We start from the raw sequence: 23476 nt of genomic DNA on the forward strand, positions 1-23476 counted from the left end.
CTTACGGTAACAGGCCCTTGACGTCGATAGGTTTGGCTTCGTTCTCCGCCTCGCCCTTATCCTTGCCGTCGATTGCCATACCTGCCATCCGGTAGAAGTTATATTCCGGGTATTTACCCGGACCGGAGATCAGCAGATCCTCTTTTTCGTACACCAGGTCCTGACGCTTGTACTCGCCCAGCTCGAAGTCTGGCGTGAGCTGAATAGCGGTAGTCGGACAGGCCTCTTCACACATGCCGCAGAAGATACAGCGTGAGAAGTTGATACGGAAAAATTCCGGATACCAGCGGCCATCGACGGTTTCCGCTTTTTGCAGCGAAATACAGCCTACGGGACAGGCTACCGCACACAGGTTACAGGCAACGCAGCGCTCTGCGCCGTCCGGATCGCGGGTTAATACAATGCGGCCACGGTAGCGCGGCGGCAGATAAACCGGCTCTTCCGGATACATACGGGTTTCGCGTTTGGCAAACGCGTGCAGGCCGATCATCCAGATACTGCGTACCTGGGTGCCGAAGCCTACGATTAACTCTTTTAAGGTCATGGTCTTTTCATCCCTTATTGCGCCTGCCACAGAATGACAGCCGCCGTTACCAGCAGGTTGATTAGCGTAAGCGGCAGGCACACTTTCCAGCCGAAGGACATCACCTGGTCATAACGTGGACGCGGTAATGCTGCGCGAATCAAAATGAACATCATCATGAAGAATGCTGTTTTCAGGGCAAACCAGACGAACGGAGGTAAGAACGGACCGTGCCAGCCACCGAAGAACAGGGTGACGATCAGCGCGGACACGGTAACGATAGCGACATACTCACCCACGAAGAACAGACCGAACTTCATGCCGGAGTATTCAATGTGATAACCGTCCGCCAACTCCTGCTCGGCCTCTGGCTGGTCAAACGGATGTCGGTGACAGACCGCAACGCCTGCAATCGCAAAGGTGATGAAACCAAAGAACTGGGGAATGATGTTCCACAGGTGCGCCTGGTTGTTGACGATGTCGGTCATGTTAAATGAACCGGCCTGCGCCACCACGCCCATCAGCGACAGCCCGAGGAACACCTCGTAGCTCAGCGTCTGGGCTGAGGCGCGCATCGCCCCCAGCAGCGAGTATTTGTTGTTACTCGCCCAGCCGGCAAACAGCACTGCGTAGACCGTCAGCCCTGCCATCATCAGGAAGAACAGGATGCCGATGTTGAGATCCGCGACTACCCACGTCGGGCTGACCGGCACAATGGCAAAGGCCAGCAGCAGCGAGGTAAAGGCGATCATTGGTGCAAGCGTAAAGATCATGCGATCCGAGAAACGCGGGATCCAGTCCTCTTTAAAGAACATCTTGATCATGTCCGCCGCCAGCTGGAGTGAGCCACCCCAGCCTACGCGGTTCGGTCCATAGCGGTTCTGGAACAGGCCGAGCAGACGACGCTCGGCAAAGCTCATGAACGCGCCGCAGATGACCACCACCAGCAGGATCGCCAACGCCTTAAGAATGCCGATCAGGATATCAATCAGCTCCGGTGTTAACCAACTCATTGCTGTGCCTCCTGCAAGTTCTCAAGACGTGCGCCCGCCAGCACCGGTGCGATGCCCGGCATCCCCATTGGCAAGCCCACCTGCCCTGCTGTCAAACCGTCTGCGATCACCAGCGGCAGGGTTACCGTCTGGCCCTCATAGCTAAATGCAACCTGCGCGCCCGCGTTGACGCCAAGCTTCGCGGCATCCGCCGGGTTGAGCTTGATGTACGGCTGCGGCATCCGGGTCTGGAACACCGGAGAGCGCTGGGACATCTCGTCGCTACCGAAGAGATGGTAGTACGGAGCCACGCGCCATTTCCCCTCTTCCGCCTGGAAGCCCGTCGGTACGCGATCGAAATAGTCCAGCCCGTTGGCAGAGGCTTCGATCAGACGCACGCCCGGATCGCCATGACGCAGTTTGCCCCCCACTTCGGCCTGGAACTTGTTCCACGCCTGCGGTGAGTTCCAGCCCGGTGCCCAGGCAAACGGAATTTGCGAGCGTGGTGCAGACGGCTGGTTGTTCCCTTCCATTGAGAAGGCAAACATGGTGTCTTTATCCTGCGGCTGACGCGGCTCGTGCACGTTGATATTGGCGCGCATCGCCGTCCGGCCACTGTAGCGGTGCGGTTCACGGGCCAGTTTCTGGCCGCGAATGCGGAAGCTGGCATCCGGCGCGGCATCTTTGATACCGGTCAGCTGCGGCAGCTGGGCAATGGCGGCGTCGATCACGTGATCGAGCTGGGTCCAGTCGACCTCGCGGTTCAGCACGGTGCTGTGCAGGGAGTGCAGCCAGCGCCAGCTCTCCAGCATCACGGCGCTGCTGTCGTAGTAGGCCGGATCGTAAACCTGGAAGAAGCGCTGGGCACGGCCTTCGTTGTTGATCACCGTCCCGTCGCTTTCGGCGAAGCTTGCCGCCGACAGCACCAGATGTGCCTTATCCATGATCGCCGTGCGCTGATGGTCAATGACCATTACCAGCGGCGCTTTAGAGAGCGCAGCGTCAACGCGGGCCGCAGAGGCGTGACGATGGAGATCGTTCTCCAGCACCACCACGGCATCCGCCGCGCCGCTCTCCAGCTCGCTCAGGGCGTCGTCAAGGGAGCCGCCGCCGATCATACCGAGGCCGACGCTGTTCACCGCCCGGGCAATCATGGTCACGCCAACGTCCGCGCCGCGCCCCTTCAGGGCTTTGGCCACGTTCGCTGCCGCCTGGATCACCTCGGCGCTGCCAGCGTTGGTGCCGGAGATAATCAGCGGTTTTTTCGCCCCGGCCAGCGCCTGGACAATCACATCAATTTTGTTCTGCAGATCGCGATCGATACCCTCGACCGCTGGCGCAGCACCGTCCAGCGCGTTGGCGATGGCAAAGCCTAAGCGCGCCTGGTCCTCTACCGGGGCACGGTAGGTCCATGCGGCGATATCGTCCAGACGGGTGCTGTCAACGTTGGTCACGAACAGCGGATGCTTGGCACGCTGGCCGATGTTAAGGATCGCGGCGATCTGCCAGTCGGCCACTTTCTGGGCCGCAGCCATCTCACGCGCTTTGCCTTTCACCGCCTGACGCACCGCCAGCGCGGCACGGGCGCCGGTCTGGGTAAGGTCTTCACCGAGGATCAGCACCGCGTCGTAGCTCTCAATTTCGCGCAGCGCAGGAGTATGGATGCCCCCTTCGCGCAGCACCTTCAGGGCCAGCTCAAGACGCTCCTGCTCACCTTTGGCGATGCCGGTATAGAAGTTCTCTGCACCTACCAGTTCACGCAGGGCAAAGTTGCTCTCAACGCTGGCGCGCGGGGAGCCGATACCGATCACTTTCTTCGACTGGCGCAGAATATCCGCCGCACCCTGCATCGCCTGCTCGGCGTTGAGGGCGATCAGATCGTCGCCGCGGCGCTGAACCGGCTGGCGCGGACGATCTTTCAGATTCACGTAGCCGTAGCCAAAACGGCCGCGGTCGCAGAGGAAGTAGTGGTTAACGGTGCCGTTATAGCGGTTTTCGATACGACGCAGCTCGCCGTAGCGTTCGCCGGGGCTGGTGTTACAGCCGAGCGAGCACTGCTGGCAGATGCTCGGCGCAAACTGCATATCCCACTTACGGTTGTAACGCTCCGAGTGCGTTTTGTCGGTAAAGACGCCGGTGGGGCAGATCTCAACCAGGTTGCCGGAGAACTCGCTCTCCAGCACGCCATCTTCCGGGCGGCCAAAGTAGACGTTGTCATGCGCACCGTAGACGCCCAGATCGGTACCGTCAGCATAGTCTTTGTAGTAGCGCACGCAGCGGTAGCAGGCGATGCAGCGGTTCATCTCATGGGAGATGAATGGCCCCAGGTCCTGGTTACGGTGGGTGCGTTTCGTAAAGCGATAGCGGCGGAAGCTATGACCGGTCATGACGGTCATATCCTGCAGGTGGCAGTTGCCGCCCTCTTCACAGACCGGACAGTCATGCGGGTGGTTGGTCATCAGCCACTCTACGACGCTCTCACGGAACTGCTTTGCCTCTTCGTCATCGATAGAGATAAAGGTGTTGTCCGTCGCGGGCGTCATACAGGACATCACCAGCCGACCGCGCGTATCTTCCGCGTTCTGGTACTGCTTCACCGCACACTGGCGGCAAGCGCCGACGCTTCCCAGCGCCGGATGCCAGCAAAAATACGGAATATCAAGACCTAACGAGAGACATGCCTGTAGCAGGTTGTCCGCCCCGTTGACCTCGTAATCTTTGCCGTCTACATGAATCGTAGCCATTTGCGTGCTTCCAAATTAAAAAATCGTAAACTCACCAGCGCGTCTTGAGCAGGTTTGGCTGAATACCGTTGATCAGATGGGTATTGCTAAACTGCTGCTTGATGCCTGCTTCGAATTCTTCGCGGAAATATTTTATTGCACTCTGCAGAGGCTCTACCGCGCCTGGCGCATGGGCACAGAAAGTTTTACCCGGTCCCAGGAATCGACAGAGCTGCTCAAGCGTCTCGATATCGCCAGGCTGACCTTCACCGCGCTCAAGGGCGCGCAGGATCTTCACGCTCCACGGCAGGCCGTCGCGGCAAGGCGTACACCAGCCGCAGGATTCACGGGCAAAAAACTCTTCCAGGTTACGCACCAGCGACACCATGTTGATTTCGTGGTCTACCGCCATCGCCAGCGCGGTACCCAGACGACTGCCGGCTTTGCCAATGCTGGCAAACTCCATCGGCAGGTCAAGGTGCGCATCGGTAAGGAAGTCAGTTCCCGCCCCGCCCGGCTGCCAGGCCTTGAACTTCAGGCCATCACGCATGCCGCCAGCGTAGTCTTCCAGGATCTCGCGTGCGGTGGTACCAAACGGCAGCTCCCAGACGCCCGGATTTTTCACCCGGCCGGAGAAGCCCATCAGCTTGGTACCGTTGTCTTCGCTTTTCGAGATGCCCTGGTACCACTCGACGCCGTTAGCAAGGATTGCCGGGACGTTGCACAGGGTTTCAACGTTGTTCACGCAGGTCGGCTTGCCCCATACTCCAGAGCTGGCCGGGAACGGTGGCTTGGAGCGCGGGTTAGCGCGGCGGCCTTCCAGAGAGTTGATCAGCGCCGTCTCTTCGCCGCAGATGTAGCGCCCTGCCCCGGTGTGGACAAACAGCTCGAAGTCAAAGCCGGTGCCGAGAATGTTTTTACCCAGCAGCCCCGCTTCGGTCGCTTCGGCGATGGCGCGGCGCAGGCGCTCGGCAGCCTCAATGTATTCGCCGCGCAGGAAGATATAGCCCCGGTACGCTTTCAGCGCGAAGGCGGAGATCAGCATCCCTTCTACCAGCAGGTGCGGAAGCTGCTCCATCAGCAGGCGGTCTTTATAGGTGCCCGGCTCCATCTCATCGGCGTTACACAGCAGGTAACGGATGTTCATGGATTCGTCTTTCGGCATCAGGCTCCACTTCAAACCGGTGGAGAAGCCCGCGCCGCCGCGCCCTTTCAGACCCGAATCTTTCACCGCGTTAACGATCTCATCGGGTGCCATGCCGGTGAGCGCCTTACGCGCCCCGGCGTAGCCGTTTTTGCTCTGGTACTCATCCAGCCAGACCGGCTGCTTGTCAGCACGCAGACGCCAGGTTAGCGGATGGGTTTCAGGAGTCAGGATAATGTTTTTCATTATTTATACTGCTCCAGCAGGTCAGGGATGGCTTCCGGCGTCAGATAGCTATGGGTATCGTCGTCGATCATCATCGTTGGCCCCTTGTCGCAGTTTCCCAGGCAGCAGGTCGGCAGCAGGGTGAAACGGCCATCAAAGGTTGTCTGTCCCGGCTTGATATCGAGCTTTTTCTCAATCGCGGCCTGGATGCCCTGGTAACCGGTGATGTGGCACACCACGCTATCGCAGTAGCGAATAACGTGACGGCCTACCGGCTGGCGGAAGATCTGGCTATAGAAGGTGGCGACACCCTCTACGTCGCTGGCCGGAATATCCAGCACCTCGGCGATGGCGTAGATCGCCCCGTCCGGCACCCAGCCACGCTGCTTCTGAACGATTTTCAGCGCTTCGATGGACGCCGCACGCGGGTCTTCGTAGTGGTGCTTCTCGTGCTCAATAGCATCACGCTCTGCCGCACTCAGCTCAAAAGCCTCGGTCTGTGGTTGTTGATTCTCGTGCATAATTAGCGGTCCACGTCTGACATAACAAAATCGATACTACCCAGATAGACAATCAGGTCAGAGACCAGGCTGCCACGGATCGCCGCAGGGATCTGCTGCAGGTGCGGGAAGCTCGGCGTACGCACGCGGGTGCGGTAGCTCATGGTGCTGCCATCGCTGGTCAGGTAGTAGCTGTTGATACCCTTGGTTGCCTCAATCATCTGGAAGGATTCGTTGGCCGGCATGACCGGACCCCAGGAAACCTGCAGGAAGTGAGTGATCAGGGTTTCGATATGCTGAAGCGTGCGCTCTTTCGGCGGCGGCGTTGTCAGCGGGTGATCCGCCTTGAACGGGCCTTCCGGCATGTTGTTGAGGCACTGCTCAAGAATGCGCAGGCTCTGGCGCAGCTCTTCCACTTTCAGCATTACGCGGGTATAGGCATCGCTGATGCCGCCGCCAACCGGGATCTCAAAGTCGAAGTTTTCATAGCCAGAGTAAGGACGCGCCTTACGTACGTCGAAGTCGATACCGGTGGCGCGCAGGCCAGCTCCGGTGGTGCCCCACTCCAGCGCCTCTTTCGCGCCGTAGGCAGCTACGCCCTTCGAACGGCCAATCAGAATGGTGTTGCGCAGCGCGGCCTTCTCGTAGGAGTCCAGACGCTTCGGCATCCACTCGAGGAACTCACGCAGCAGGCGGTCCCAGCCGCGCGGCAGATCGTGCGCCACGCCGCCAATGCGGAACCAGGCCGGGTGCATACGGAAGCCGGTGATGGCCTCAACCAGATCGTAGATTTTCTGCCGATCGGTGAAGGCGAAGAAGACCGGCGTCATCGCCCCGACGTCCTGAATAAAGGTCGAGATATAGAGCAGGTGACTGTTGATACGGAACAGCTCGGAGAGCATGACGCGGATAACATCAACGCGCTCAGGCACCTTGATACCTGCCAGCTTCTCAACCGCCAGCACGTACGGCATCTCGTTCACGCAGCCGCCGAGGTATTCGATACGGTCGGTGTACGGAATGTAGCTGTGCCAGGACTGACGCTCGCCCATCTTCTCTGCGCCACGGTGGTGGTAGCCAATATCCGGTACGCAGTCGACGATCTCTTCACCGTCAAGCTGCAGGATAATACGGAACGCACCGTGCGCTGACGGGTGGTTCGGCCCGAGGTTGAGGAACATAAAGTCCTCGTTGGCGGTGCCGCGTTTCATTCCCCAGTCTTCTGGCTTGAAGGTCAGCGCCTCCATCTCCAGATCCTGCTTGGCTTTGGTCAGCTCAAACGGATCGAACTCGGTGGCGCGCGCCGGGTAGTCTTTACGCAGCGGGTGGCCGGTCCAGGTCTGCGGCATCATGATGCGCGTCAGGTGCGGATGGCCTTCGATATTGATGCCAAACATCTCCCAGGTTTCACGCTCGTACCAGTTGGCGTTGGGGAAGAGTTTGGTGAAGGTCGGCACGTTGAGATCGTTTTCTGACAGCGCGACCTTGAGCATGATGTCGCGGTTACGCTCAATGGAGAGCAGGTGGTAGAAAACGGAAAAATCCGCGGCGGGCAGACCGTCGCGGTGCGTGCGTAGACGTTCGTCCATGCCGTGCAGATCGTACAGCATGACGTAAGGCTTCGGCAGTTTCTTTAAGAAATCGCCCACTTCCAGTAACTGTTCACGCTTTACCCAAACAACAGGGACGCCGGTGCGGGTCGCCTGAACGGTAAAGGCATCCGGCCCAAAACGGTTGCGCAGTTCGCCAATAACTGGGTCATCCAGGTGATCCTGGGTTTGCCAGAACGCATCTTGCGCGGTTAAGTCGGTCATAATGTTCACCATTGCAAAGGGTCCGTGGTGACTGCCGGGCGTGGCTTCGCGCTATAAGTTTATTATGCGAAGGGGTTTTCCACGGCCCGCAGGCGCAAATTAAATCTCGTCCGGCGTACGCAGGTTGGTAACAGCAATGCGTTCGCCGCGTTTGCGCTCGCGCTCTGACTGCATGTTGGCGCGATAGACGCCCTGATCGCCCACTACCCATGAGAGCGGACGACGCTCTTTGCCAATCGACTCCTGAAGCAGCATCAGCGCCTGCATATAGGCTTCTGGACGCGGCGGACAGCCCGGGATATACACATCAACCGGGAGGAATTTATCAACGCCCTGCACTACGGAGTAGATATCGTACATGCCGCCGGAGTTGGCGCAGGCACCCATGGAGATAACCCACTTCGGCTCCAGCATCTGATCGTACAGACGCTGAATAACCGGGGCCATTTTGGTAAACGGCGTACCGGCGATTACCATCAGGTCGGCCTGGCGTGGCGAGGCGCGCAGTACTTCAGCGCCAAAGCGTGCCACGTCGTGCACCGCCGTAAAGGAGGTCACCATCTCAACGTAGCAGCAGGAGAGGCCGAAGTTGTATGGCCAAATAGAGTTTTTACGGCCCCAGTTAACCATGCCGTGCATGACGTCTTCGAGCTTGCCCATGAACACGCTGCGGTTAACTTCTTGCTCGAGGGGGTCGGTTACGATCTCCTGTTTTTGCAGGGGGTAACGGTCGTTCTCACCGTTGGGATCGATGCGGGTGAGCGTGTAATCCATCTTATTGCCTCGCTGTTAGCGTTGACGGTTAGTGATATTGCCTGACTCAGGGTTGAAGCGCTCGCGGCGTGAACGCGCGGGCGTCCAGTCCAGCGCGCCGATACGCACCAGATAAACCAGACCAGCCAGCAGCACTAAAATAAAAATTGCAGCCTCAACAAAGCCAACCCAGCCGCTTTCGCGAATGGAGGTTGACCATGCAAACAGGTAGAGCGCTTCGACGTCGAAGATGACGAAGAACATGGCGACCAGATAGAACTTAGCAGAGAGGCGCAGACGAGCGGTGCCTACGGAATCGATACCCGATTCAAAAGGCGTGTTCTTGTGCCGCGCGCGGGCGCGCCCGCCCAGTAACCAGCCGCCGACCAGCATCAGGCAGCATAAGCCAATGGCAACAATAAGAAAGATCGCGAATGCCCAGTGATGAGCAATAACTTCAGTGGATGTTGACATACGCATTGCTTAACTCAAAAAGTGGCACCGTTACCTCTGCTCTTCTCGGCAGATGGACGCCACACTGTTTAAGGGAGGAACAAAAAAAACCTTACACTCACTGTTAGAAACGGCTTAGACAGCTAAATGATGGGGTTTTTTACTCCTTTCTATAACCTTTTGTCAACTTAGAACAAAAGTTCCTTCACATTAGTTTACAGCGGTAGCAATTCATTAACATAAAATGCCTTTTTTTCCATCAACACCCATTTTTTATAGGGTGTTTAGCGCTGTTGAATCGTGTCCGTTGTGCGCTGAAACAAAAAGTACCCTCTTATTTTGACAGGATTTTGGCAGGATTCCTCCCCCTCTATGGGAGTATTTTCTTGATCTGTGACACGCTTTTGTTAATTCACACAAAAAAACGGCAACAATCAGACTTGTTTTTTAACATGAACTTTCGCTATGCATAGTAGCATATAAAATAGGGTTTACTGGCGGCGGGCGTGTTTAACTCACTGATATACAACGCAATAAAAAATGATTCTTGATAATAAGTGCTGAAATGGCGTTTGAAACACGCCGCTGGCGAATTTTATGCTACCAGCGGCCCGCCCGGTTTTTTAACAGAATATGACCTGCGTCAGGCAACCCTACTACCTTATCTTCCCCGGCTTAGTCAAAGCCCCCTTCTACCACAAGCGAACCGTCCCCGCCCTGTGGCGTCGTGGCACCATAGTGCCAGGGGGCCTGATAGTCAGCCATGGCCTGGAAAACCACCTGGGCCAGTTCGTTCTGGCTTTGCGGATTATGGCAGAGAAGATATTCGGTTTCCGCCAGCACCGGCAAACCGTCGCTCGGTCCCAGCACGCGCAGATCGGAACTCATCATCTCTACCGGCCTGGCGGTAATACCCAGTCCGGCTTTGACTGCCGACTTCACCGCTGAGAGCGTCGAGGCCACGTAGGCCATCCGCCAGGGAATACCGGCTGCATCAAGCGTATTCAGTACGCCGTCGCGGAAGGGATTAGGATCGTCAAGGAAGACCAGCGGCAGCGTCTCACCCTTCTGCAGAACATACTCTGCAGCGCAGTACCAATGCGTTGGCGAAGTACGCAGCGTCAGGTGTTCAAACGGATGGGGCTGATGGGTGGTGACCATAAGATCGACTTCCTGGGCCGCCAGCATCTCAACCATCGAGAGGTTACGCTTTACCCGCACATCCAGCGCCAGTCTGGGATAGATCGCACTGATACGGTTTAACAGAAACGGCAAAATAGTATCCGCAGAGTCGTCCGAGGCGCCGACGGTCAATACCCCCTGCAAATTATTAAACATTAATGAGCTACAGGCTTCATCATTAAAGCGCAGGATTTTTCGGGCATAGCCCAGCAGCTGGATGCCGTGTTCAGTTAACAGCTTATTCCGGCCGTGGCGAACGAAAAGTTCCTTGCCCACCAGCTGCTCCAGACGCTGCATCTGCTGGCTTACCGCTGATTGCGTTCGGCATACCGCCACCGCGGCAGCCGCAAAGGTGTTGAGGTCGGCAACGGCAACGAACGTTCTCAGCAGATCGAGATCGAGATTGAGTATCGGACGATTTGCATTAATCATATGTTTTCACTTACAGGGTGCTCCTGACGAGCACCCCGGCTTTTGCTGTGTTCAAAGATTTAAGCAATCTCCGTTGAGAGACAGGCTGCACGAACGGAACAAAAACCGATCGTTGCTAATAATTCGCTTACGTTCGCGAACCTCTATATATACATACAGCACTACACTGCAAATTATTTTACGAAGTCCCATGCTATTACGGCATCACTGAACGCAATCGAAAATCATTTACCGAATCATCTCAGGAAGATTAGCGGGAAAAATTTCTTAATATCAATTAATTGTATATTCAGCCAGAGAATTAAGCGTGTGGCATTATCGCTTTTAGCCGTCGTCTCTGCTGGTCATCTTACCTCATACCCGCATTAGTTATAAGTACCCATGCGGATGACCTTAACCCCCTGGTGTTATACCGGAGAGCCTGATGCTATTAATATTAACAATCCTCCATAATCGCAAGGTATCGTATTAAATAATTATTAATTAATAATAGAACCTGTCCTGAATAGGACTTAACTTTCCCTTTACCCTTCTGCTCTGTTTACGCTGGATCTCTCCCCATTTCTCTGCACCGGCACTTAAGGTAATAACAAAAAGCGGTCTGCCAGCGATACGCAACACAGTGATAACAGCGGTAATTTTGCGATCGAGCAACAGATTAAGCCAAAATTGATATTTTTGACGAAATTATTAGCAGTTTCATCCGCGCATCCGCAGCGTAAAAAACCGGTGTCGCCACACAGTCAGCGGCAAAATCTTCTTCTGTGCACCCTTCTAAACTGGCATTCGGGGGAGTACATTGTTCCGTGCTGACTTCCACGGCAGGAAGTAGCACCAACAGCTAAAAGGTCAACGATTCATGTCCCCCATCGAAAAATCCAGCAAATTAGACAATGTCTGTTATGACATTCGTGGTCCGGTTCTGAAAGAGGCAAAACGTCTTGAAGAAGAGGGTAACAAGGTACTGAAGCTTAATATCGGTAACCCTGCCCCCTTTGGCTTCGACGCCCCCGATGAGATCCTCGTAGACGTTATCCGTCATCTTCCGACGGCGCAGGGCTACAGCGACTCCAAAGGACTCTACAGCGCACGCAAAGCGATTATGCAGCACTATCAGGCACGCGGCATGCGCGACGTCACCGTAGAAGATATCTATATCGGTAACGGCGTTTCTGAGCTGATCGTGCAGTCCATGCAGGCGCTGCTGAATAGCGGCGATGAGATGCTGGTTCCGGCCCCGGACTATCCCCTGTGGACGGCGGCTGTGTCGCTCTCCGGTGGCAAAGCAGTACACTATCTTTGCGATGAATCGTCTGACTGGTTCCCGGATCTGGATGATATCCGGGCGAAAATCACCCCCCGCACCCGGGGAATTGTGATCATTAACCCAAACAACCCCACCGGCGCGGTCTACTCCAAAGAGCTGCTGCTGGAGATAGTGGAAATCGCCCGCCAGCACAACCTGATTATCTTCGCGGATGAGATCTACGATAAGATCCTCTACGACGAGGCGGAGCACCACTCCATTGCCGCGCTGGCCCCCGACCTGCTGACTATTACCTTTAACGGTCTCTCTAAGACCTACCGCGTGGCGGGCTTCCGTCAGGGCTGGATGGTGCTTAACGGACCGAAAAAGCATGCGAAAGGCTATATTGAAGGGCTGGAGATGCTGGCTTCCATGCGTCTGTGCGCCAACGTGCCGGCCCAGCACGCGATCCAGACCGCGCTTGGCGGCTATCAGAGCATTAGTGAATTTATCGTGCCCGGCGGACGGCTCTATGAGCAGCGTAACCGCGCCTGGGAGCTGATCAACGAGATCCCAGGCGTAACCTGCACCAAGCCGAAAGGCGCGCTCTATATGTTCCCGAAAATTGACATCAAGCGCTTCAATATTCATGACGACCAGAAGATGGTGTTGGATTTCCTGCTGCAGGAGAAGGTGCTGCTGGTACAGGGAACGGCATTTAACTGGCCGTGGCCGGATCACGTGCGTATTGTGACCCTGCCGCGCCTGGACGATCTGGAGATGTCTATCAACCGCTTTAGCCGCTTCCTCTCCGGCTACCATCAGTAAGCTTAACAAGGGGAAGATTTGCATCTTCCCCTGCTCTCTGCGCACAATGGTTCCTTAGCGCCGTTACTGACAGGGTCCATTATGAGTACGAGTCAAAGCCACTTTTTCGCCCATCTCTCCCGCCTGAAACTAATCAACCGCTGGCCGCTGATGCGCAACGTGCGTACCGAAAACGTCTCTGAGCATAGCCTGCAGGTGGCAATGGTTGCTCATGCTCTGGCGGCAATTAAAAACCGTAAGTTTGGCGGCCAGGCTAACCCTGAACGTATCGCCCTGCTGGCTATGTATCACGACGCCTCTGAGGTGCTGACCGGCGACCTGCCGACGCCGGTAAAGTACTTCAACTCGCAGATTGCCCAGGAGTATAAGGCTATCGAGAAGATCGCCCAGCAGAAGCTGGTAGATATGGTGCCGGAGGAGCTGCGGGATATCTTTGCCGGGCTGATCGATGAGCAGCACTACAGCGAGGAGGAAAAGTCGCTGGTGAAGCAGGCCGATGCCCTCTGCGCCTATCTGAAGTGTCTGGAGGAGCTATCCGCCGGCAACAACGAGTTCTCGCTGGCGAAGTCCCGGCTGGAGAAGACTCTCGCCGCCCGCCGCAGCCCGGAGATGGACTACTTTATGGCGGTATTTGTGCCGAGCTTCCATCTGTCGCTGGATGAGATAAGTCAGGATTCACCGTTATAGGAAGTTGTCCGGAAAAATCAAAATGGAAACAGCACGGGGATCAGCACCACGCACACCACCATTACAATCAATGTGAACGGTACGCCAATCTTCACGAAATCGCTGAAGCTATAGTTCCCCGGCCCCAGCACCAGGGTGTTAACCGGTGAGGAGACCGGGGTCATAAAGGCTGCCGACGCTGCCATGGCCACCATCATGGCAAAGGGGTACGGCGAAACGCCCATCGATTTGGCCGTCGCCAGCGCTATCGGGGCCATCAGCACTGCCGTAGCGGTATTGGAGATAAACAGTCCGATAGTGGCGCACATGATGAACAGGCAGAGCAGCATCATATACGGTCCGTAGCCGCCACCAAACTGCATCAGCCCCTTCACCACCAGATCGACGCCGCCGGTTTTTTGCAGCGCCAGGGCGAACGGCATCATACCCACAATGAGAATGATGCTCGGCCAATGGATCGCTTTATAGGCGCTGGCGGCATCAATACAGCGAAATTTGCCCATCAGCAGACAGGCAATAATCGCCGCCACCGGGTTGGGGATCTCATCGGTAAGCATCAGGGCGACCATTAGCAGCAGACAGAAGATGGCGTGGGGAGCCTGGCTGTGAGCGGGCGAGGCGTCCCCGGCCTCGATAGGCATATTCAGCACCACAAAATCGCGCCCTTTCTGCGCCAGCTGGCTAATCAATTTCCAGTTACCGACTACCAGAAAAATATCTCCCAGCTGTAAGGGTTCATCTCCCACCGGCCCGCTAATAGCGCTCCCGTCACGCTTAATGCCTACCATGTTCAGGCCGTAGCGGGTACGAAAGCCCATCTCGCGCACCGTTTTTCCAATTAGCTCTGAGTCGGGGATCAGCGATACCTCCGCCATCCCCACGTCCAGCGCCTGATCGGAAAAGTACTCGCCGCGCAGGATCATCGGCTCCAGCAGCTGCTCGCTGCAAAACTCCCGCAGATCGACCTCGGCGGCGGACATATCGATCAGCAGTACGTCTCCGGCGCGAAACTCCGATACGCCGTTGACGTTGACGATCACCCGGCGAAAACGACGCCAGCGTTCAACCCCAATGACGTTGGCCCCGTAGCGCTCCCGGAGTTTAAGATCGTCGAGGCGCTGACCAACCATCGGCGAGCCGGGACGGATAGCCAGCCGCCGGGCACGCCCCGCCAGACGATACTCTTTGATCAGATCGCGGAAGGTGCGCCGCTTCCAGCCGTCATGTGGTCCCTCCTGCCCTTCGCTCTTTAGGGTAAAGCGCATAACCAGCATATAGACGATGCCCAACAGCAGAATGGTGACCCCCAGCGGGGTGACGCTAAAGAAGCCAAAGCCCGGCAGCCCCTCTCGCAGCAGCTCGCTATTCACCACCAGGTTTGGCGGCGTGGCGACCAGCGTCATCATACCGCTGATAAGACCGGCGAAGCTCAGCGGCATCATCAGGCGCGACGGGGAGATCTGCATCCGCATTGAGACGCTGAGCACCACGGGAATAAAGATGGCGACCACCCCGGTGGAGCTCATAAAGGCCCCCAGCCCGGCGACGGTGAGCATCAGCAGCACCAGCATCTTGATTTCGCTGCTGCCCGCTACGTTCACCAGCCAGGCCCCCATACTGGTGGCGACCCCGGTACGTACCAGCCCGTCACCAATAATAAACAGCGCGGCAATAAGAATGACGTTGGGATCGCTAAAGCCGGAGAAGGCCTCGCTGAGGGTCAGGGTGCCGCTGAGGCTGAAGGCGACGATCACCAGCAGTGCGACGGCATCCATGCGCACCTTGCCGGTGGCAAAAAGCACCACGGCAATGGCCAGCAAACACAGCACCCAAATCAGTTCACCGTTCACAACGTATCCTTGTTAATTGCGGGGATAACGGAAGTGTGCCATAAAAAAGCCCCGCGCAGGCGGGGCTAAATCAATAGGATGAGCGGTTATTACCCATTTTTACTTATTTGCGCGCTGCCGTCGGCCTGGCGGGTCACGGCGATCTGCTCCAGACTTTGCAGGACGAAATCGGCGTCGCTCAAGCAGGGGGTCTCCGCCGGGGCGTTAACAGCAATCATGCGACAGCCTGCGGCGAGGCCGGAGAGGATCCCGGCAGGCGCATCTTCCACCACCACGCAGGCCTGCGGTGCAAGCCCCAGCAGCTCCGCCCCCAACAGATAAGCATCCGGCTCCGGTTTGCCCCGCTTAACCCGCTCGGCAGTGACAAAAACCTCCGGCAGCGGCAGGCCCGCCGCACGATGGCGCGCGCGCGCGACCGGCATCGATCCCGAGGTTACTATCGCCCACGGGATCGCCAGATCGTTAAGTCGATTAAGCAGCGCTACCGCCCCGGGCAGCGCCACGATGCCGGTGGTGTCGCTCGCCTCTATCTCCTCCAGGCGAGTAAACTCGGCGGCGATCTCCGCTTCGCTGCGCCCAGCCATAAAGTGGCGTAGCGAGGTAATCGCCTGCTTGCCGTGGATGAAACCCAGCACCTCGTCGTGAGAAAGGTTGAAGCGATCGGCCCAGTTGCACCAGGCTCGCTCTACGGCTGGCAGAGAGTCCACCAGCGTACCGTCTAAATCAAACAAAAAACCCTGATACTGCACGGCGGCCCCCATCAGGCGTTAACAATCTGGTTGATTTCGTTTGCGCTCAGGTGGTACTGGCGTGGACAGGCGTGCCATGCTCCCAGCATACGCTGATATTTTTCCCACATTGGCGTCTGGGCATTAAAGCCGTGCGTTCCCGCGTCAAAGTGGGTGTAGCGCCCTTCGGTATTGACCATAAAGCGCACGTAGCTCAGATAGCGCGCCTCGGTGGCGGCATCAAAGCCTAAAAACGTGACCCGGCGCTCGTCGATGGACTGGGTATCTTTCAGGTTGGCCCAGGAAACATGCAGCGCGTGATACATCTCCATGATATCGATAACGGTGCGGCAGGTCTCCTCCGGCAGCTCGCCAAACTCGCGGTCCAGCTCGCGCATTTGCAGGCCAAAGCCGCGCTCGACGATGGTTTGCAGACGGCGGTAGCGTTCGGCATTGGTGGGATCGAGCATCGTCATCATTTTGTACTGATTGGATAAAATCAGCCGTTGGGCATTGGTCATTTCCATCTTACACTCCCGTATCACATCGGAAAAAAAAGAGGCACATAGATTATGTGCCTTCTTTTATATGCGTAATCAGGGGTCAATTACAAATCATCAAGGAAAGTTTTGTCGAGCTGGCCAAAAGCGCGCTTAAGCGTGTCAGCTAAGGCCTGATAATCCGGTTTGCCGGTGACCGGCGCCATTGTCTGGCCCGCATCCTGTAATTTACCACGCACCTCATAGAACCAGTGCAGAATACCCGGCGGCAACGGCGTAACGGAGCGCTTGCCCAGCCACCACAGTCCCTGTAGCGGTAGGCTCAGGGCAAAAAGCGCGGTCGCCACCGCAGGACCCAGCTGGCCGCCAAGGGCTATCTGCCAGCAAAGGGTGAAGACAGCAACAGGGGGCATGATGCGGATCGCGTAGCGAGTGGCGCGAATAATACGGTTATCAATAAAGACGGGAGCGAGGCTTTTTTCCATAGGCCAGGTCTTCGAGTAATGCTGACCCAGGCGAAACAAACTGAAAAAGCTCACAGGCCGATTCTCAGGAGTGTTCATGGCGTTACCTCAACTTCACATATAAAAATTAAAAAATTTGTGCAAAACAACAACTGCTCATGACAACGTTCAAAATATTTTGTCATCGCTACCCAGTATCGGGTATTCTGTGCCCGCCTGAGTGGGCCTTAGACGAAGAACGCAACGTCGTCAATGTAACGCCCAGTATGCCAACTCCTCACATGGGGTCAAAATGGCATAAACTCAACAGTATTCTCTTTCATCGTGCCAAAAAATCGTTCTGGCATGATGTTAATCATAAATGTCAGCGTCAACATGCGCTACGCTGAAAGACTCACTGACGTTTTTTTAGCCACGTATCAAAAATAGGTACTTCCATGTCGAGTAAGTTAGTACTGGTTCTGAACTGCGGTAGCTCCTCACTGAAATTTGCAATCATCGATGCAGTGAACGGTGAAGAGTACCTCTCTGGTTTAGCCGAATGCTTCCATCTTCCTGAAGCACGTATCAAATGGAAAATGGACGGTGGTAAACAAGAAGCTGCTTTAGGTGCAGGTGCCGCTCACAGTGAAGCACTGAACTTTATCGTTAACACTATTCTGGCACAAAAACCAGAACTGTCTGCACAGCTGACCGCAATTGGTCACCGCATCGTGCACGGTGGCGAAAAATACACCAGCTCCGTGGTTATCGACGACTCCGTTATTCAGGGCATCAAAGACTCCGCCTCTTTTGCACCGCTGCATAACCCGGCTCACCTGATCGGTATCGCTGAAGCGCTGAAATCCTTCCCGCAGCTGAAAGACAAGAACGTGGCCGTATTTGACACCGCGTTCCACCAGACTATGCCGGAAGAGTCCTACCTCTATGCCCTGCCGTACAAGCTGTACAAAGAGCACGGCGTTCGCCGCTACGGCGCACACGGCACCAGCCACTTCTACGTGACGCAGGAAGCAGCAAAAATGCTGAACAAGCCGGTAGAAGAGGTGAACATTATCACTTGCCACTTGGGCAACGGCGGCTCCGTTTCTGCAATCCGTAACGGTAAATGCGTTGATACCTCTATGGGTCTGACCCCGCTGGAAGGCCTGGTGATGGGTACCCGTTCCGGTGATATCGACCCGGCTATCATCTTCCACCTGCACGATACCCTGGGTATGAGCGTGGAAGAGATCAACAAAATGCTGACCAAAGAGTCCGGCCTGCTGGGCCTGACCGAAGTCACCAGCGACTGCCGCTATGTTGAAGACAACTACGCGAGCAAAGAAGACGCTAAACGTGCAATGGACGTTTACTGCCACCGCCTGGCGAAGTACATCGGCTCCTACACGGCGCTGATGGAAGGTCGTCTGGACGCGGTTGTCTTCACCGGTGGTATCGGTGAGAACGCGGCAATGGTTCGCGAACTCTCTCTGGGCAAACTGGGCGTGCTGGGCTTCGAGGTTGACCACGAGCGTAACCTGGCTGCCCGCTTCGGCAAATCCGGCTACATCAACAAAGAGGGTACCACCCTCGCGATGGTCATCCCGACCAACGAAGAGCTGGTGATCGCCCAAGACGCCAGCCGTCTGACTGCCTGATTCCACACCGCCAGCCCACGCTGGCGGTGCTGTTTTGTATCGCGCCAAATTATTGGCGGTAACGAAAAAGAGGATATACCGTGTCCCGTATTATTATGCTGATCCCTACCGGAACCAGCGTCGGCCTGACCAGCGTCAGCCTTGGCGTGATCCGTGCTATGGAACGCAAAGGCGTTCGTCTGAGCGTCTTTAAACCTATCGCCCAGCCGCGTGCCGGTGGCGATGCGCCAGACCAGACCACCACTATCGTGCGTGCGAACTCCAATCTGCCTGCCGCTGAACCGCTGAAGATGAGCCACGTTGAGTCTCTGCTCTCCAGCAACCAGAAAGACGTGCTGATGGAAGAGATCATCGCCCGCTATCACGAGAGCGCGAAAGACGCGGAAGTGGTGCTGGTTGAAGGGCTGGTCCCGACCCGCAAACACCAGTTTGCCCAGTCGCTGAACTTCGAAATCGCCAAAACGCTGAACGCTGAGATCGTCTTTGTCATGTCTCAGGGTACCGATACCCAGGAGCAGCTGAAAGAGCGTATCGAGCTGACCCGCAACAGCTTCGGCGGCGTCAAGAACACCAACATCACCGGCGTGATCGTTAACAAACTGAACGCCCCGGTTGATGAGCAGGGCCGTACTCGTCCGGATCTCTCTGAGATCTTCGATGACTCCTCCAAAGCGAAAGTGATCAGCATCGATCCGGCTCAGCTGAGCGAATCCAGCTCCCTGCCGGTGCTGGGCGCCATTCCGTGGAGCTTCGATCTGATTGCCACCCGTGCAATCGATATGGCGAAACACCTGAACGCCACCATCGTTAACGAAGGCGACATCAACACCCGCCGCGTGAAGTCCGTGACCTTCTGTGCGCGCAGCATTCCGCACATGCTGGAGCACTTCCGCGCAGGCTCTCTGCTGGTGACCTCCGCTGACCGTCCGGACGTGCTGGTTGCCGCCTGCCTGGCCGCGATGAACGGCGTTGAGATCGGCGCGATCCTGCTGACCGGTGCCTATGAGATGGACGCTCGCGTGGCTAAGCTGTGCGAACGCGCCTTTGCCACCGGCCTGCCGGTATTCATGGTTAACACCAACACCTGGCAGACCTCGCTGAGCCTGCAGAGCTTCAACCTGGAAGTGCCGGCTGATGACCATGCACGTATCGAGAAAGTGCAGGAGTATGTAGCAGGCTACGTCAACGCGGACTGGATCGAATCCCTGACCGCAACCTCCGAGCGTAGCCGCCGTCTCTCCCCGCCTGCGTTCCGCTATCAGCTCACCGAGCTGGCGCGCCAGGCTGGCAAACGCGTTGTGCTGCCGGAAGGTGACGAGCCACGTACCGTTAAAGCGGCAGCCATCTGCGCCGAGCGCGGCATCGCGACCTGCGTGCTGCTGGGTAACCCGGATGAGATCACCCGCGTTGCGGCCTCTCAGGGCGTTGAGCTGGGCGCTGGCATCGAAATCGTTGACCCGGAAGTGGTGCGTGAAAGCTACGTTGCCCGCCTGGTTGAGCTGCGTAAGAGCAAAGGCATGACCGAAGCCGTTGCCCGTGAACAGCTGGAAGACAACGTGGTTCTCGGCACCCTGATGCTGGAGCAGGACGAAGTTGACGGTCTGGTTTCCGGTGCGGTTCACACTACAGCGAACACCATCCGTCCGCCGCTGCAGCTGATCAAAACGGCACCGGGCAGCTCGCTGGTCTCCTCCGTGTTCTTCATGCTGCTGCCGGAGCAGGTTTACGTTTACGGCGACTGCGCAATCAACCCGGATCCGACCGCTGAACAGCTGGCCGAAATTGCGATTCAGTCCGCTGACTCCGCGATTGCCTTCGGTATCGAGCCGCGCGTAGCCATGCTCTCCTACTCCACCGGTAACTCCGGCGCGGGTAGCGACGTAGAGAAAGTGCGTGAAGCGACCCGTCTGGCGCAGGAGAAACGTCCTGACCTGATGATCGACGGCCCGCTGCAGTATGACGCCGCGGTAATGGCTGACGTCGCGAAATCCAAAGCGCCGAACTCACCGGTTGCTGGTCGCGCTACCGTGTTCATCTTCCCGGATCTGAACACCGGTAACACCACCTACAAAGCGGTACAGCGCTCTGCCGACCTGATCTCCATCGGGCCGATGCTGCAGGGTATGCGTAAGCCTGTGAACGACCTGTCCCGTGGCGCGCTGGTTGACGATATCGTCTACACCATCGCCCTGACCGCGATTCAGTCCTCTCAGCAGCAGTAAGCTTATACCTCGCTGCTTAAGGGTCATGGCGCTGCCGTGGCCCTTTTTTTTGGTGCAAATTCGCCCTCCTCCGCTTCTTCTATTAGGGTTAACAGGAACGATTTAACCTGATAACGGGAGAAAGCATGACGCAATCTGCAACCGGCCACGATAACGACTTCACGTTACTGGATCGCTACTGGCGCGCCGCAAACTACCTCTCCGTCGGCCAGATCTACCTGATGGATAACCCGCTGCTGCGCGAGCCGCTTAAGCCGGAACATATCAAGCCCCGCCTGCTCGGCCACTGGGGCACTACGCCAGGACTGAACTTTATCTACGCACACCTCAACCGCGCTATCCGCCAGCGCGATCTGGATATGCTCTACGTCTGCGGTCCCGGCCACGGCGGCCCTGGCATGGTGGCGAACACCTGGCTTGAGGGCAGCTATAGCGAGATCTATCCCGACATCAGTGAAGACGCGCCGGGGATGCAGAAGCTGTTTAAGCAGTTTTCGTTTCCGGGCGGTATTCCCAGTCACGCCGCGCCGGAGACGCCTGGCTCCATCAACGAAGGGGGCGAGCTGGGCTACTCTCTCTCCCACGCCTTCGGAGCCGTATTTGATGCCCCCGACCTGATTGCCGCCTGTGTGATTGGCGACGGTGAAGCCGAGACCGGCCCGCTCGCCGCCAGCTGGCACGGGATCAAGTTTCTTAATGCCGCCCGGGACGGGGCGGTGCTGCCCATTCTGCACCTCAACGGCTACAAGATCGCTAACCCAACCCTGCTGGCGCGTACCAGCGATGAGGATCTCACCCAGCTGTTTCGCGGCTACGGCTACGATCCGGTCTTTGTCAGCGGACACGAGCCGGAGAAAATGCATCCGCAGATGGCCGAGGCGCTGGATAACGCCCTGGATAAAATCCGTGATTTCCAGCAGCGCGCCCGTCGGGGTGAAGCCGCTGAGTCGATACCGCGCTGGCCGATGATTATCCTGCGCAGCCCCAAAGGGTGGACCGGCCCGCAGATCGTTGACGGCAAAAAGGTGGAAGGCTTCTGGCGCGCCCATCAGGTGCCGGTCTCCTCATGTCGGGAGAACGACGAGCATCGACAGATCCTCGAGCGCTGGATGCGCAGCTACCAGCCGGAAGATCTCTTTGACGAGCAGGGGCGGCTTAAGCCCGAGCTAAAAGCGCTGGCACCTGAAGGTGACAAGCGGATGGGCGCTACTCCCTGGGCCAACGGTGGACGGCTCCGGCGCGAGCTGGTGACGCCCGAGCTGCGCGAGTTTGCTCTTGATATCGCCTCCCCCGGCGAGACCCAGGCGCAGTCTACAGAGGTGCTGGGGCGCTACCTGCGCGGCATCTTTACGCGCAACCCGGACAACTTCCGTCTCTTTGGTCCGGATGAGACCGCCTCCAACCGGCTGGGGGACGTGTTCGACGTCACTAACCGCACCTGGGAGGGAGAGATTGAGCCTTACGATGAGCAGCTCGCCCCGGATGGGCGGGTGATGGAGATCCTCAGCGAGCATCAGTGTCAGGGCTGGCTGGAGGGCTATCTGCTCACCGGTCGCCATGGCCTGTTTAACTGCTACGAGGCCTTTATCCATATCATTGACTCAATGTTCAACCAGCACGCCAAGTGGCTGAAGGTAACGCGCAAGCTGCCGTGGCGCGAACCCGTCGCCTCGCTGAACTATCTGCTCTCGTCTCACGTCTGGCGACAGGATCACAACGGCTACAGCCATCAGGATCCCGGCTTTATCGATCACGTCGCCAACAAGAAAGCCGATATCGTGCGCATCTATCTGCCACCGGATGCTAACACCCTGCTTTGGGTGGCCGATCACTGCCTGAAAACCTGGGATCGCATCAACGTCATCGTCGCGGGCAAGCAGCCGGAACCGCAGTGGCTGACCATGGAGGAGGCGGCGAAGCACTGTGAAGTGGGGATGGGCATCTGGCCCTGGGCGGGCAATGAAGAGCCGGACAGAACGCCGGACGTCGTGATGGCCTGTGCCGGGGATGTTCCTACCATGGAGGCGCTGGCGGCAGTGGATCTGCTTCGCGGCTATCTGCCGGATCTCAGCGTGCGGGTGGTAAACGTGGTGGATCTGATGGCGCTCCAGACCCAGGATCAGCATCCGCACGGGCTGAGCGACGAGGCGTTTGAGGCTATCTTCACCGCTGATAGGCCGGTGATCTTCGCCTTCCACGGCTACCCGAGCCTGATCCATCGCCTGACCTATCACCGTAATAACCATCGCAATTTCCACGTACGCGGGTTTATGGAGGAAGGCACCACCACCACACCGTTTGACATGACGGTGATGAACGAGCTGGATCGCTTCCATCTGGCGCAGGAGGCGATCCTGCGGGTAGAGACGCTGGCGGGCAAGGCCGATGCGATCCTTGACGATTTACAGGAGAAGATCGCCGAGCATCACCGCTACGTACGCGAGCACGGGGAAGATCTGCCCGAGGTACGCAACTGGAAGTGGCCCTCGCAGCAGGGCAGCGGCGACGTGCCGGAGTAAGTTAAGGCATTAAAAAAGCCGGCCACTGCATGGCGTGGCCGGCTTGATGCT

The 23476-nt window shown here is 57.2% G+C and carries 18 protein-coding genes; 5 read left to right on the forward strand and 13 right to left on the reverse strand.

Going from position 1 to position 23476, the window contains the following annotated elements; all coding sequences use genetic code 11:
- Position 1: 1 nt before the first annotated feature.
- The 9 genes from nuoI to lrhA form a co-directional block, all read right to left on the reverse strand.
- The gene (gene nuoI, locus RTN40_RS16115) at positions 2–544 is read right to left on the reverse strand and encodes an NADH-quinone oxidoreductase subunit NuoI (RefSeq protein ID WP_268107331.1); all 543 of its coding nucleotides are present in this window, start codon (positions 542–544) and stop codon (positions 2–4) included.
- A 14-nt stretch (positions 545–558) separates the two neighbouring features.
- Positions 559–1536, reverse strand: a complete 978-nt coding sequence (gene nuoH / locus RTN40_RS16120; protein WP_312229350.1) for an NADH-quinone oxidoreductase subunit NuoH — start codon at positions 1534–1536, stop codon at positions 559–561.
- Positions 1533–4259 carry an NADH-quinone oxidoreductase subunit NuoG gene (gene nuoG / locus RTN40_RS16125; protein ID WP_312229351.1) on the reverse strand — a complete coding sequence of 909 codons (2727 nt, stop codon included), beginning with the start codon at positions 4257–4259 and terminating at the stop codon, positions 1533–1535. The genes nuoH and nuoG overlap by 4 nt, the downstream gene beginning before the upstream one ends.
- Before the next feature lie 31 nt (positions 4260–4290).
- Positions 4291–5628, reverse strand: a complete 1338-nt coding sequence (nuoF, locus tag RTN40_RS16130) for an NADH-quinone oxidoreductase subunit NuoF (protein WP_154058074.1) — start codon at positions 5626–5628, stop codon at positions 4291–4293.
- A complete protein-coding gene (gene nuoE, locus RTN40_RS16135) occupies positions 5628–6128 on the reverse strand; it encodes an NADH-quinone oxidoreductase subunit NuoE (protein ID WP_042389573.1) in 501 nt (166 codons plus the stop codon). Before nuoE ends, nuoF begins: the two co-directional genes overlap by 1 nt.
- Positions 6129–6130: 2 nt before the next feature.
- A complete protein-coding gene (nuoC, locus tag RTN40_RS16140) occupies positions 6131–7933 on the reverse strand; it encodes an NADH-quinone oxidoreductase subunit C/D (RefSeq protein ID WP_312229352.1) in 1803 nt (600 codons plus the stop codon).
- 87 nt (positions 7934–8020) lie between these two features.
- On the reverse strand, positions 8021–8695 hold the full coding sequence (nuoB, locus tag RTN40_RS16145) for an NADH-quinone oxidoreductase subunit NuoB (RefSeq protein ID WP_042389571.1): 675 nt from the start codon (positions 8693–8695) through the stop codon (positions 8021–8023).
- A 15-nt stretch (positions 8696–8710) separates the two neighbouring features.
- Complete coding sequence (gene nuoA, locus RTN40_RS16150) at positions 8711–9154, reverse strand: NADH-quinone oxidoreductase subunit NuoA (RefSeq protein ID WP_042389569.1); 444 nt, start codon at positions 9152–9154, stop codon at positions 8711–8713.
- 648 nt (positions 9155–9802) lie between these two features.
- A complete protein-coding gene (gene lrhA, locus RTN40_RS16155; RefSeq protein WP_312229353.1) occupies positions 9803–10741 on the reverse strand; it encodes a transcriptional regulator LrhA in 939 nt (312 codons plus the stop codon).
- Between the two features lie 859 nt (positions 10742–11600).
- Here lrhA and alaA point away from each other — a divergent pair.
- Complete coding sequence (alaA, locus tag RTN40_RS16160) at positions 11601–12815, forward strand: alanine transaminase AlaA (RefSeq protein ID WP_103819002.1); 1215 nt, start codon at positions 11601–11603, stop codon at positions 12813–12815.
- A gap of 81 nt (positions 12816–12896) precedes the next feature.
- Positions 12897–13502 carry a 5'-deoxynucleotidase gene (yfbR, locus tag RTN40_RS16165; RefSeq protein ID WP_312229354.1) on the forward strand — a complete coding sequence of 202 codons (606 nt, stop codon included), beginning with the start codon at positions 12897–12899 and terminating at the stop codon, positions 13500–13502.
- Positions 13503–13519: 17 nt separating this feature from the next.
- On the opposite strand, the gene RTN40_RS16170 is transcribed toward yfbR, so the two are convergent.
- From RTN40_RS16170 to yfbV, 4 genes are all read right to left on the reverse strand, one after another.
- A complete protein-coding gene (locus RTN40_RS16170; protein ID WP_312229355.1) occupies positions 13520–15352 on the reverse strand; it encodes an SLC13 family permease in 1833 nt (610 codons plus the stop codon).
- An 89-nt stretch (positions 15353–15441) separates the two neighbouring features.
- Positions 15442–16113, reverse strand: coding sequence for a sugar phosphatase (locus tag RTN40_RS16175; protein ID WP_312229356.1), 672 nt, complete (start codon positions 16111–16113; stop codon positions 15442–15444).
- Complete coding sequence (locus RTN40_RS16180) at positions 16113–16607, reverse strand: YfbU family protein (RefSeq protein ID WP_103818998.1); 495 nt, start codon at positions 16605–16607, stop codon at positions 16113–16115. Before RTN40_RS16180 ends, RTN40_RS16175 begins: the two co-directional genes overlap by 1 nt.
- Positions 16608–16687: 80 nt before the next feature.
- The gene (gene yfbV / locus RTN40_RS16185) at positions 16688–17143 is read right to left on the reverse strand and encodes a terminus macrodomain insulation protein YfbV (RefSeq protein WP_312229357.1); all 456 of its coding nucleotides are present in this window, start codon (positions 17141–17143) and stop codon (positions 16688–16690) included.
- A 338-nt stretch (positions 17144–17481) separates the two neighbouring features.
- On the opposite strand from yfbV, the gene ackA reads away from it, so the two are divergent.
- The 3 genes from ackA to RTN40_RS16200 all read left to right on the forward strand — a co-directional run bounded on the left by ackA (position 17482) and on the right by RTN40_RS16200 (position 23425).
- Positions 17482–18684 carry an acetate kinase gene (ackA, locus tag RTN40_RS16190; RefSeq protein ID WP_312212287.1) on the forward strand — a complete coding sequence of 401 codons (1203 nt, stop codon included), beginning with the start codon at positions 17482–17484 and terminating at the stop codon, positions 18682–18684.
- 80 nt (positions 18685–18764) lie between these two features.
- Complete coding sequence (pta, locus tag RTN40_RS16195; RefSeq protein WP_312229358.1) at positions 18765–20906, forward strand: phosphate acetyltransferase; 2142 nt, start codon at positions 18765–18767, stop codon at positions 20904–20906.
- A 125-nt stretch (positions 20907–21031) separates the two neighbouring features.
- Positions 21032–23425 carry a phosphoketolase family protein gene (locus tag RTN40_RS16200; protein ID WP_312229359.1) on the forward strand — a complete coding sequence of 798 codons (2394 nt, stop codon included), beginning with the start codon at positions 21032–21034 and terminating at the stop codon, positions 23423–23425.
- The last annotated feature ends 51 nt before the right edge of the window (positions 23426–23476 follow it).

The organism is Pseudescherichia sp. (assembly GCF_031987975.1).
GTDB lineage: Bacteria > Pseudomonadota > Gammaproteobacteria > Enterobacterales > Enterobacteriaceae > Pseudescherichia.

What these genes read in the sequence shown, in the direction of transcription:
- nuoI (WP_268107331.1), bottom strand. Translation starts at nt 544, where the DNA reads ATGACCTTAAAAGAGTTAATCGTAGGCTTCGGCACCCAGGTACGCAGT.
- nuoH (WP_312229350.1), bottom strand. Translation starts at nt 1,536, where the DNA reads ATGAGTTGGTTAACACCGGAGCTGATTGATATCCTGATCGGCATTCTT.
- nuoG (WP_312229351.1), bottom strand. Translation starts at nt 4,259, where the DNA reads ATGGCTACGATTCATGTAGACGGCAAAGATTACGAGGTCAACGGGGCG.
- nuoF (WP_154058074.1), bottom strand. Translation starts at nt 5,628, where the DNA reads ATGAAAAACATTATCCTGACTCCTGAAACCCATCCGCTAACCTGGCGT.
- nuoE (WP_042389573.1), bottom strand. Translation starts at nt 6,128, where the DNA reads ATGCACGAGAATCAACAACCACAGACCGAGGCTTTTGAGCTGAGTGCG.
- nuoC (WP_312229352.1), bottom strand. Translation starts at nt 7,933, where the DNA reads ATGGTGAACATTATGACCGACTTAACCGCGCAAGATGCGTTCTGGCAA.
- nuoB (WP_042389571.1), bottom strand. Translation starts at nt 8,695, where the DNA reads ATGGATTACACGCTCACCCGCATCGATCCCAACGGTGAGAACGACCGT.
- nuoA (WP_042389569.1), bottom strand. Translation starts at nt 9,154, where the DNA reads ATGCGTATGTCAACATCCACTGAAGTTATTGCTCATCACTGGGCATTC.
- lrhA (WP_312229353.1), bottom strand. Translation starts at nt 10,741, where the DNA reads ATGATTAATGCAAATCGTCCGATACTCAATCTCGATCTCGATCTGCTG.
- alaA (WP_103819002.1), top strand. Translation starts at nt 11,601, where the DNA reads ATGTCCCCCATCGAAAAATCCAGCAAATTAGACAATGTCTGTTATGAC.
- yfbR (WP_312229354.1), top strand. Translation starts at nt 12,897, where the DNA reads ATGAGTACGAGTCAAAGCCACTTTTTCGCCCATCTCTCCCGCCTGAAA.
- RTN40_RS16175 (WP_312229356.1), bottom strand. Translation starts at nt 16,113, where the DNA reads ATGGGGGCCGCCGTGCAGTATCAGGGTTTTTTGTTTGATTTAGACGGT.
- RTN40_RS16180 (WP_103818998.1), bottom strand. Translation starts at nt 16,607, where the DNA reads ATGGAAATGACCAATGCCCAACGGCTGATTTTATCCAATCAGTACAAA.
- yfbV (WP_312229357.1), bottom strand. Translation starts at nt 17,143, where the DNA reads ATGAACACTCCTGAGAATCGGCCTGTGAGCTTTTTCAGTTTGTTTCGC.
- ackA (WP_312212287.1), top strand. Translation starts at nt 17,482, where the DNA reads ATGTCGAGTAAGTTAGTACTGGTTCTGAACTGCGGTAGCTCCTCACTG.
- RTN40_RS16200 (WP_312229359.1), top strand. Translation starts at nt 21,032, where the DNA reads ATGACGCAATCTGCAACCGGCCACGATAACGACTTCACGTTACTGGAT.